6 protein-coding genes are annotated in these 11,173 nt (G+C 75.7%); 4 read left to right on the top strand and 2 right to left on the bottom strand.

All coding sequences use genetic code 11. From position 1 onward, the window contains the following. Positions 1–29: 29 nt before the first annotated feature. From ABZW10_RS07640 to ABZW10_RS07655, 4 genes are all read left to right on the top strand, one after another. Positions 30–902 carry a hypothetical protein gene (locus ABZW10_RS07640; protein ID WP_355361394.1) on the top strand — a complete coding sequence of 291 codons (873 nt, stop codon included), beginning with the start codon at positions 30–32 and terminating at the stop codon, positions 900–902. A gap of 49 nt (positions 903–951) precedes the next feature. Continuing rightward, positions 952–1,524 carry a hypothetical protein gene (locus ABZW10_RS07645; protein WP_355361396.1) on the top strand — a complete coding sequence of 191 codons (573 nt, stop codon included), beginning with the start codon at positions 952–954 and terminating at the stop codon, positions 1,522–1,524. Positions 1,525–1,610: 86 nt separating this feature from the next. After that, a complete protein-coding gene (locus ABZW10_RS07650; RefSeq protein ID WP_355361398.1) occupies positions 1,611–3,347 on the top strand; it encodes an asparagine synthase C-terminal domain-containing protein in 1,737 nt (578 codons plus the stop codon). A 46-nt stretch (positions 3,348–3,393) separates the two neighbouring features. Further along, positions 3,394–4,800 (top strand): aldehyde dehydrogenase family protein, encoded by a 1,407-nt coding sequence (locus ABZW10_RS07655; protein ID WP_355361400.1) that lies wholly within the window; start codon positions 3,394–3,396, stop codon positions 4,798–4,800. A 60-nt stretch (positions 4,801–4,860) separates the two neighbouring features. On the opposite strand, the gene ABZW10_RS07660 is transcribed toward ABZW10_RS07655, so the two are convergent. Both ABZW10_RS07660 and ABZW10_RS07665 read right to left on the bottom strand, forming a co-directional pair. Beyond that, positions 4,861–5,280, bottom strand: a complete 420-nt coding sequence (locus ABZW10_RS07660) for a hypothetical protein (RefSeq protein WP_355361402.1) — start codon at positions 5,278–5,280, stop codon at positions 4,861–4,863. A gap of 264 nt (positions 5,281–5,544) precedes the next feature. After that, a complete protein-coding gene (locus ABZW10_RS07665) occupies positions 5,545–11,076 on the bottom strand; it encodes an amino acid adenylation domain-containing protein (protein WP_355361404.1) in 5,532 nt (1,843 codons plus the stop codon). Positions 11,077–11,173: the final 97 nt, after the last annotated feature.

The following is an 11,173-nucleotide window of genomic DNA, read 5'->3' on the forward strand; positions in this document are numbered from 1 at the left end:
CGGCGGGGACGACGAGAGGCAGGAACCCCATGACGCTGCGTCCGCTGCTGGACGGCGCGCTGACCGTCGCCGCCGCCCGGGCCGGGGCGCCCGGCGGGCTGCGGTACACCGAGCGCCAGCTCTACTACGAGCTGTGCCGGGTGCTCCAGCCGCTGCACGCCGGACCGCGCCGGATCCCGTACACGCTGGCGCCGCCCGTGCGGTACGCCCGGTTCGCCGCCGCGCTGGCCGCGCGCCGCGAGGAGCTGCCCGGCCTGCTGCCGGCGCCGCCCGCACCGCGTCCGGCCGGTCCGGGGGCGGCCCGTCCGGGGGCGGCCGACGCGGCGGAGCCCGACCTCTACGACTACGGGCTGCCCCGGCTGCTGGTCTGCCAGAGCCGGGAGATCACCGCGATGCTGCTCGCCAACGACCTGCACCTGGAGGCCGCCTGCCCGATCGTCGCGGCCGGTGACCTCCCGCTGGACGCACGGCTGGTGGCCGCGCTGGAGCGGGCCGGGGGCGCCGTCGTGCACGTGCTGCACGACGCCAGTCCGTCGGGGCTGGCCTGCTTCGAGGAGGTCCGGGCCGCGAACCGGGAGGGCGGGACGGCGGGCGCGCCGCAGGGCGTCCGGGTGCGCTCGATGGGCCTGGTGCCGCGGCACGCCGCCACCCTGCACCTCACCTCCGGACGCGGCCCGCACGGCTACCGGGGGCCGCTGCCTGCCGGGCTGCGCCCCGAGGAGCGGGCCTGGCTCGGCAGCGGGCGGACCATCGAACTGGCCGCCGTCGCCCCGGCCCGGCTGCTGCACACGGTGATCCGCCAGGTCCGCGGCGACGGCACGGCCGGACCGCGCCGCACCCCGCTGCGCCGGCGCGTGCGCACCGCGCGCGGCAGCGGCTTCCTCAGCTGGCCGACCGGCTGAACCCGCACCCCCTCCCCGTCCCGTCCCGATCCGTGAGGACCCCGCACCCATGAGCAACGCACGCCACCTCGGCTACCGCGACGAACTGCTGGCGGACGGCCAAGTGCACCGCCGGTACGAGGACGGCCGCAGCGAGTGGCGCCGGCGCGGCACCGACCGGCAGATCCACTGGCACGACAGCCTCGGCCGCTCCGGCACCGACGAACCCCTCGGCCGCGACCTGGTCAAGCGGCGGCACGCGGACGGCGCCACCGAGTACGGCCGTGACATCGGCTACGGGCGCACCGTGTGGGGCGGCGGGCTGGTCACCCTGAACCGCAGCTCCTTCGGCGGGCGGCTGGGCGTGGTGGTCGGCGCGCTCGGCGTGGCCGGGGTCGCCGCGATCACCGCCGCGCAGCTGCCGCCGGACGAGCTGTCGGAGGCGGAGGAGGAGGAACTGCGCGCCGAGGCCCGGCGGCAGGCCGCCGGCGGCGGGGGCGGTGACGGGGGCGGCGACGTCTCCACCGGCGACGACGGCGACGACGGCCACCACGTGGATCCGGCCGCCGACGACGGGGCCGCCGACGACTTCGGCGACTGGAACGACTCCGACGACGGCTGGGACGGCGACGACTTCGGCTGAGCCACCCCGCCGCCCCGCGCGGCCCCCTGCACCACCCCGGCCCCGCCCCGGCGGGCCGCCACTCGATCGAAAGGCACCGCACCACCATGCCCCGCTGCTGCGCCTGCGCCGGTCCGGACGCCGACCGGGCCCGCACCCACCTCGCCGCCCTCACCGGCTCCCCCGCCCCCGACGGCGCGCAGGCCGCCCTGCTGCACGCCGAACCCGGCTTCGCCACCGGCCCGTTCACCGTCGACGGCACCACCGCCGTCGGCGAGGTCACCCTGCACAACCGCCCCGAGCTGCTCGCCGCCCTCGCCGCGGCCGGCTCCCCCGCGCCCGCCGACTGCCCCGACGGCGAGCTGCTGCTGCGGCTGTGGCGGCGGCTCGGCGCGGACGGCCTGCGGCGGGCCGACGGCATGTTCGCACTCGCCGTCGTCGACGGCACCGACCTCGTCCTGATCCGCGACCACGCCGGCACCCGCACCCTGTTCTACGCCCGCGCCGACGACTGCTGGGCCGCCTCCACCTCGCTGCGCGCCCTGCGCCGCTGGCCCGCGCTCGGCACCGGCCTCAACCTGGCCGCCGTCCGCTCCTTCCTCACCTTCGCCTACCTGCCCGGCGAGGAGACCCTGCTGCGCGGCGTCCACGAGGCGCTGCCCGGCCGCGCGCTGCGTCTGGCCGCCGACGGTTCCGCCCGTCAGGAGCCGTTCTGGGAGCCCGCCGAGCGCCTGCCCGAGGGCGAGGCGCCGCCGGCCGAGGCGTACGCCCGGGAGCTGCGCGGGCTGCTCGAACAGGCCACCGCCCGGCGGCTGCCGGACGACGGGCCGGTCGGGGTGCTGCTGTCCGGCGGTGTCGACAGCTCGCTGGTCACCGCGCTCGCCGCCCGGCTGCACGACCACCCGGTGCACACCTACTCGATCAGCTTCGGCGACCGGCTGCCCAACGAGCTGGGGTACTCCGGACTGGTCGCCGACCACTGCGGCACCCGGCACCGGATCCTCACCGTCTCCGGCGAGGAGGTCGCCGCCCGGCTCGCCGACACCGTCGCCCTGCTCGACAGCCCGGTCGGCGACCCGCTGACCGTCCCCAACCTGATGCTCGCCGAGGCCGTCGCCGCCGACGGGATCACCGTCTCGCTCAACGGCGAGGGCGGCGACCCGGTGTACGGCGGGCCGAAGAACCTGCCGATGCTGGTCCACGAGATGCACCGGGACGACCCGTCCCCCGAGGCACGGGCCGAGGCCTACCTGCGGTCCTACCGCAAGTGCTACGAGGACCTGCCCCGGCTGCTCACCGCCGACGCCCTGCACGCCCTGGCCGGCGAACCGCGGCCGCACCGCTTCGTCGCCCCCTACCTGGCCCCCGGGCCGATGCGGGCGCTGCTCAACCAGCTGCTGCACTGCAACCTGCGCACCAAGGGCGCGCACCACATCCTCACCAAGGTCGAGCGGCTCACCGCCTCGCGCGGGGTGCAGGGCCGCTCACCGCTGTTCGACCGGCAGGTCGTCGACCACGCCTTCGCCACCCCGCCGACCCTCAAACTGCGCGGCACGGTGGAGAAGTGGGTGCTCAAGGAGGCCGTGCGGGACCTGCTGCCCGCGGCCGCCGTCGACCGGCCCAAGAGCGGCATGCGGGTCCCGGTCCAGCAGTGGCTGCACGGCCCGCTGCGCGAACTCTCCGGCGAGCTGCTGCTCGGACGCACCGCCCGCGAACGCGGGCTGGTCCGCCCGGACACCGTACGCACCTGGATGCGCCGCGAGGGCACCCTGCTGCCCCGTCAGGGCGGCAAGCTCTGGCTGGTACTCACCCTGGAACTCTGGCTGCGCTCCTACGATCTGTGACCCGCTCGCCCACGTCCCCTGCTGCCCCGGCCCGGGAGGCCCCGCCATGGCACCGTCCACCGCTTCCGCCACCGACCTCGCCACTGATTCCGCCACTGATTCCGCCACCGCCGACTCCGCCGCCGCACCCGAGCTCCACCTGACCGACCCGCGCACCGGCCACACCCGGGGCACGCTCGTCCCCGCGCGCGCCGGGCAGGTCGCCACGACCGTCACCCGCGCCCGGGCCGCTGCCGCGCGCTGGCGCGCGCTCACCCCGCGCGAGCGCGAGCGCCGCCTGGACGCGCTCGCCGACCTGATCGAGCGCCACCTCACCGAGTACACCGTGCTGGAGCAGGCCGGCACCGGGAAGCCCGAGGCGGAGGCCACCGCCGAGATACGCGAGGTCGCCGACCTGTTCCGGTTCTACGCGGGCGCCGCGCGCACCGGCACCGCGCCGGCCGCCGGCCGCTACCTGCCCGGCCACGAGAGCTGGGTGCGCTGGGAGCCGGTCGGCGTGGTCGCCGCCGTCGTGCCGTGGAACTACCCGCTGCTGATGGCCGCCTGGCGCGGCGCCCCGGCGCTCGCCGCCGGGAACGCCGTCGTGGTCAAGCCCGCCGAGACCACCCCCGACTCCGCGACGCTGCTCGCCGCCCACGCCGCCGAGGCGCTCGGCGAGGACGTGCTCACCGCCCTGCCCGGGGACCGCGACACCGGCCGGCTGCTGGTCGCGGCCGAGGTGGACCTGATCGCCTTCACCGGCAGTGCGACCGCGGGCGCCGACATCGCCGCCCGGGCCGGGCACCGCCGGGTCAGCCTGGAACTCGGCGGCAACGGCCCGGTGCTGGTGCTGCCGGACGCCCCCGCGCACACCTGGTCCGCGCTCGCGGCGGCGTGCACCTACAACGCCGGGCAGAGCTGCGCCGCGCCCGCCCGGGTGATCACCCTCACCTCGAACTACGAGCGGACCGTCGAGGCCCTCGCCGCCGCGCTCGGCGAGCACGAGGCCGGCCGGGACTTCGGCCCGCTCAACAACCCCGACCAGGCCGCCCGCCACGACCGGATCCTCGCCGCCTCGGGCGCCGGGCGCTCGCTGCCCGCGCCCGGCCGGAGCGACGGCCTCTGGCGCCCGGCCCGGCTGCTCGCCGACCTCCCGGACGACGACCCGGCGGTGGTCGAGGAGGTGTTCGGCCCGCTGCTCACCGTCCAGCACGCCCCCACCGTCGACGCCGCGCTCGCCCTCGCCAACGCCGTGCCGCAGGCGCTCGGCGCGAGCGTCTGGACCGCCGACCTGTCCGCCGCTCTGGACCTCACCGCCCGGCTGGACGCCGGCGAGACCTGGATCAACTGCCACCTCGTCCAGACCGCCGAACTCCCGCACGGCGGCCGCGGCGCCTCCGGCCAGGGCACCGACCTCTCGGTGCTGGCCCTGCACGAGTACCAGCGCCCCAAGACGGTGACCGCCCGGCTCTGAACGCCGGCGGTGGCGGGTGCGCACCCGCCACCGCCGGGCCCGTCCGGGCCTGGCGCCGGATCAGACGGTCACCCAGTCGCCCCACGGGCCGGGGATCGGGCGGGTCTTGTACCAGCGTCGGCCGTCCACGCCCATGACCGAGATGGTCACCGAGGTCGGCGAGGGCGAGATGGCGATGTACGGGGTGTCGAGCGCCCACTTGCCACCGAAGTTCTGCCAGCTGCTCAGCCCACCCCCCGGGTAGGTCCAGCGCGTCCAGACCGCCCCGTCCGTACCGATCACGAACAGCTGGCGGGTCCCGTCGGCCAGGTTCCACCAGGTCTCGCCGTGGTTGGGGTCGGCCTGGTCGCAGATGAAGGCGCCGCCGAAGATGCCATCGGTACAGACCGTGATCGGCGCGGCCTGCGCCGTCGGCGCCACACCCGCGATCGCGCCCGCGACCGCGGCCGCCACCAGCAGCCCCTTGAACCGGTTCTTCATGATGTTCCCTCCCCTTGGTCGTTCTACCGAGAAGACGCGGAAAGACACCGCCGGCCGCGGAGTCCGCTCCCCCGCCGGCGCGTCCGTCCATGGTCGCAGGGGTTGACATGTCGTGGACAGACCAGCTTTCTGGGGTGCCGGATCACCCCGAATGAGAGTCAGGACTCCGCTTTCCCGGACTCGAGGGCCGGGGCCGTCGGGCGGGAACGACGGCGCCCCCGCCCCCTCCGGAGAGGGGACGGGGGCGCGTGTGCGCGGTTGGTACTACCGGCCGGTGGAGGCGTGCACCCGGTCGGCGGGGTCGTCGTCCTCGACCGGCTCCGGCTTGCCGGACGGGTGCGGCACCCGGACGGAGCCCGGGACGCTCCGGCCCTTGCGGGCGGCCTCGGCGAGGGCGAGCTGCCGGTCGGCCTCGGCCTGGATGGCGTCCTTGTCACCGATCTCGGCGTCCGGCAGCGCGTCCGGCAGGATGTCCTCCAGCAGGCGCAGCGGCCGGTAGGCGAGGCCGAGCAGGCCCCAGACGAAGAGCACCAGGCCGACCACCACGAGCAGCAGTCCGGCGCCGCGGCCCGGCCCGGTGCCGAGCACCAGGCCGACCGAGTCGGCCAGCGCGCCGCCGGGGCGCATCATCGGCTCGAAGACGTGGTCGGAGAGCGGGCCCGCGGTGAGGAAGCCGAGCGGCATCATCGACATGGCGAGCATCTGGTTGGTCGCCAGGACGCGGCCCTGGAGCTCCATCCCGACCTTGGTCTGGATCAGCGCCATCCAGTGCGAGTTGAGGATCATCATGGCCGACCAGAGGACGAAGAGTCCGCAGGCGGTCAGCACGGTCTCGGGCCGGCTGCCGGCCAGCACGGCGGCGAGGCCGACCACCGAGGTGAAGCCGATCATGCCGATGGTGCGGCGGCGGGTACCGCCCCAGAGCCCCATGACCAGGGCGCCGACCATGGCCCCGAGGCCGCCGAGCGCGGTGATGACGCTGAGCTGCAGGGGCGTGCCGCTGGCCAGCACCATCGGGGTGATCAGCACGGTGGCGACGGCGAACAGGTAGTTGAACACCACGAAGAAGACCACCATCGCGACCAGGCTGTGCCGGCGCGCGATGTACCGCCAGCCGGTGACGACCTCGCGCCAGAGCGGCTCCTCCTGCTTGTCGAACATGGCGTCCGGGAAGCGGACCAGCAGCAGGCAGGTGACACCGGTGAGGAAGGTGACCATGTCGAACAGCACGACGCCGTGCAGGCCGATCAGCGTGACCAGCACGCCGCCCGCGAGGATGGCCATCATGTCGCCCGCGCCGGTGCCGAGCTGGGCGAGGCCGTTGGCCTGGCCCAGGTAGCGCTTGGGCACGAGCTGGGTGATCGAGGCGAGGTAGGCGGGCCGTTGGAAGGCTCCACAGGTGGAGCCGATGCAGGCCACCACGTAGATGTGCCAGATCTCGAGCAGGTCGGCCCAGAGCAGCAGACCGAGGCCGAGCATGCCGGCGGCGGCCACGGTGTCCGTGATGATCATGATCTTGCGCCGGTCGACCCGGTCGGCGAGCGCGCCGGCGACCGGTAGCAGCAGGACGGCCGGCAGCACCGCGATGAACGAGATCATCGCGAAGTCGAAGGCCGAGTTGGTCTGCTGGTAGACCCAGACGCCGAGCGCGAAGGTCGACAGACTGGTGCCGATCATCGAGACGAACTGGCCGATCGCCACCTTGGCGAAGATCCCCAGCTCGGCCCGGGCGGCCGGGCGCTTGACCGCGGCCGGGGTGGATATCTCCCCGGTGGCGGCGAACTCCGCCAGCACCCGGGCGAGTTCGTCGGCCTGGTGCTTGAGGAAGTAGTGCCCGGCGCGCGGCACGACGGCGAGCTCGACGGTGTCGCCGAAGTGCTCCCACTCGGCGTACCGCTCCTCGTAGAGCAGGGTGGCGCGGTCCTTCTCGCCGACCACGCACAGGATCGGGGCGTCGATCTTCTCCGGCCGCGCGTCCCCGTAGGCGCGGGTGTAGAAGTCCTCGGCCTGCCGCACGTCGTGGCGCAGCGCCCGGACCAGGAAGTCCTGCTCGGCCTGGTCGTAGACGTCGGTGAAGCCGCCCATGGCGCGCAGGTACTCCAGGTAGCCGCGGTTGGACAGCACCCGGTCGCCCGGCATCCGGCGGGCCATCCACTCGGCGAAGCGTCCGGGCAGCCGGGCGGCCGGGAAGGTGCCGCCGAGCGCGAGGCCGCGCAGGTCGACGCCGGCCGCCTCCAGCCGGGCGCCGAGGGCGGTGGCGAGCGCGCCGCCCAGGCAGTGGCCGTAGAGCAGGACCGGGCCGTCGACCTTCTCCAGCACCTGGGCGGTCAGCTCGTCGGCGAGCCCGTCCAGCTCGGCGAGCTCGTCGTCGGGGCGGCTCGGGTCGTGGCCGGGCAGTTCGACGGCGTACAGCCGGTGGCCGGCGGGCAGCGCGTCGGCGAGCGGCTGGAAGGTGATCGGGCTGCCGCCGCCGTAGGGGACGCAGACCACGTTGATCCCGGCCGGGGCGTTGCCGCGGGTGAGCTTGTGCAGCAGGCTGCGCGGGCCCTCGTCGGCGGTGCCGCCGGCCCGGGCGTCGATCAGCGCGGCCAGCTCGTGCACGGTGGGGTGCTGGAAGAGGTCGATGACCGACAGGCCGTCACCGATCAGGCGCACGGCCTTCACGGCGGAGAAGGAGTCGCCGCCGAGCGCGAAGAAGTCGTCGGCCGCGCCGATCTCCTCGGCCTCCAGCACCTTGCGGTAGACCTCGGCCACCGCGTGCTCGGTGTCGGTGGTCAGCTCGCCGCCGCCGGAGACCGGCTGGGCGGCGACCGGCTCGGGCAGCGCGGCCCGGTCGACCTTGCCGTTGGCGTTCAGCGGCAGGGCGTCCAGGACGACCAGGGCGGCCGGGACCATGTAGTCGGGCAGCCGGGTGCGCAGCGCGGCGCGCAGCTCGCCCGGGTCGGGCGCGGCGGCCGGGTCGGCGGGCACCAGGTAGCCGACCAGGGAGCGGGCGGCGCCCTCGCCGCGGGCGACCACGACGGCCTCGCGCACCTCGGGGCGGGCGGTCAGCTCGGCCTCGACCTCGCCGATCTCGACCCGGAAGCCGCGGATCTTGACCTGGTGGTCGATCCGGCCGAGGAACTCGATCGCGCCGTCGGGGCGGCGGCGGGCCAGGTCGCCGGTGCGGTAGGCGCGGTGGCCGTCCACCTCCAGGAAGCGCTCGGCGGTGAGGTCGTCGCGGCCGAGGTAGCCGCGGGCGACGCCGCCGCCGGAGACATACAGCTCGCCGGGGACGCCGAGCGGGACGGGGCGCCGGTGGGCGTCCAGCAGGTGGGCGCGGACGTTGCCGAACGGCCGGCCGAGCGGCGCGGTGGCCGCGTCGCCGAGGTCGGCGGGCACCGGCATGCCGAGCATCGAGACGGTGGTCTCGGTGGGCCCGTAGTGGTTGTGCAGCGGCAGGTCGGGCCGGGCGGCGCGGATCCGGGCCACCAGGTCGGGCCGCAGCGCCTCGCCGGCGCAGATCAGCAGCCGGGCGGGGAGGATCGCGCCGAGGCCGGTGCCGTGCGCGGCCAGGCCCTCCAGGTGGCTGGGGACCAGCTTCATGGCGTCGATCCGGTGCTCGGCCGCGTAGGCGGCGAAGGCGTCCGGGTCGGTGGCCTGGTCGCGGGTCAGCAGGTGCAGGCAGCCGCCGCCGGTGAGCGCGCCGAACACGTTGGTGGTGCCCAGGTCGGCGGCGAAGGTGGAGACCAGCGCCCAGTTCCAGCCCTGCTGGTCGCCGCCGATCCGCTCGCGCAGGCCGTGCAGGTAGTTGCGGTAGTTGCGGTGCTCGACGGCGACGCCCTTGGGCGCGCCGGTGGAGCCGGAGGTGAAGATGAGGTAGCAGAGGTGCTCGGGGCGGACGTCCGCCTCGGGCGCGTCGGCGCGCTCCTCGCCGTCCGCGACGACCACCGGCAGGTCGGCGGTGAGCCGCTCGCGCAGGTCGTCGGTGGTGACGACGGCGGCGGCCCCGGCGGCGTCGAGCAGCGCGTGGATGCGCCCGTCCGGGTAGACCGGGTCGAGCGGCAGGTAGGCGCCGCCGGCCTTGAGGATGCCGAGCATGCCGACCACCAGGGCGGCGGAGCGCTCGACCAGCAGGCCGACCGGGCGGTCCGGGCCGACGCCGTGCTCGCGCAGCCGGTGGGCCAGCGCGTTGGCGCGCCGGTCGAGTTCGGCGTAGCTGAGGACGCCGTCGGCGCCGCGCACGGCGGGCGCGTCGGGGGTGCGGCGGGCCTGCTCCTCGACCAGGCCGTGCAGGGTGCCGTCTAGGTCCCAGGTGCGCAGGGTCTCGTCGTCCCAGGCGGTGAGCTGCCGCTGCTCGGACGGGGTGAGCAGGGCCAGCTCGGCGAGCGGGCGGTCGGGGCCGGCGGCCATCGCGTCGAGCACTGTGGTGAGGTGGCCGAAGACCCGCCGGACGGTGGCCTCGTCGTACAGCTCGGTGCGCCAGACGAGGTCGGCGGCGAGGTCGCCGCCGGTGTCGACGACGGCCACCGACAGGTCGAACTTGGCGGTGTCGGTGCCGATCGGCTGCCAGTCGACGCTGTGGCCGGGCAGCTCGGGGCGGGCCTCGGCCTGGTTGTGGACGTTCAGCAGGACCTGGAACAGCGGGGTGTGGGCGAGTTCGCGCTCCAGGCCGAGGGCGTCGATCAGCCGCTCGAACGGCAGGTCCTGGTGGCCGTAGGCGCCCAGGGTGGCGTCCTTGACGCGCTCCAGGAGCTCACGGACCGTCGGGTCGCCGGAGAGGTCGGTGCGCATCGCCAGGGTGTTGACGAAGCAGCCGACCAGCGGCTCGGTCTCGCTGCGGGTGCGCCCGGCGATCGGGGTGCCGACGGTGACGTCCTCGCTGCCGGTGTAGCGGCCGAGGACGGTCTGCAGGGCGGCCAGCAGCACCATGTAGACGGTGCTGCCGGTCTGTTCGGCGAGGGCGCGGATGCGGCGGCTGCGCTCGGCGCCGAGCTCCGCGGTGAACCGGGCGCCGGTGGTGCCGGCGACGGCCGGCCGCGGCCGGTCGGCGGGCACCGTGACGGTGGCGGTGGCGCCGCGCAGGCGCTCCTGCCACCAGGCCTGCTGGCGGTCGAGTTCGGCGGCGAGCTCGGTCTGCTGCCAGTGCGCGACGTCCGCGTACTGGACGGGCAGCGGCGTGAACGCCGGGGCGGCGCCGGTGCGGCGGGCGCCGTAGGCGGTGGCGAGGTCGCCGAAGAGCACGCCGATCGACCAGCCGTCGGCCGCGATGTGGTGCAGCACCAGGCTGAGCACGGCGCCGTCGCCGGTGCGCAGCAGGGCGGCGCGCAGCGGCAGGTCGGCGGCGAGGTCGAACGGACGGCGGGCCTCGGTCTCCAGCCGGGCCTCGATCTGCTCGGCGGGGACGTCGGCGGTGGTGAGGGTGAACCGGTCGGCGGGCAGCGCCTCGGGGCGCACCTCGCCGTCGACCTCCGGGTAGACGGTGCGCAGCACCTCGTGCCGGGCGAGGACGTCGGTGAGGGCGGCGGCGAGGGCGGCCTCGTCGGGCTCGCCCTCGATGCGCAGGGCGAGCGGGATGTGGTAGGCGGCGCTGTCCGGCTCGTACTGGGCCAGGAACCACATCCGGCGCTGGGCCGAGGAGAGCGGCGCCGGGGTTCCCTCGGGGCGCGGGGCGATGGTGCGGCGGTCGGTGCCGCCGCCGGCCGCGGCCGCCTCCTTGGCGGCCTTGGCCTTGGCGAGGCGGCGGCGCAGCAGTTCCTGCCGTCTGGCGGCCGGATCCGGTTCCGGGACGGTCCCGGCGGTGGGCTGGTCGGTCATGCGGGCTCCCCCGTTCGGGCGCCGGTGTCTCCGGCGGCCGGGCGTGCGTTGGTGGTTCCGGGCTCTCCGGTGTTGCCGGTGGTTCCGGATGCGGTGC

It is taken from the genome of Kitasatospora sp. NPDC004723, assembly GCF_040609255.1.
Classification (GTDB): Bacteria; Actinomycetota; Actinomycetes; order Streptomycetales; family Streptomycetaceae; genus Kitasatospora.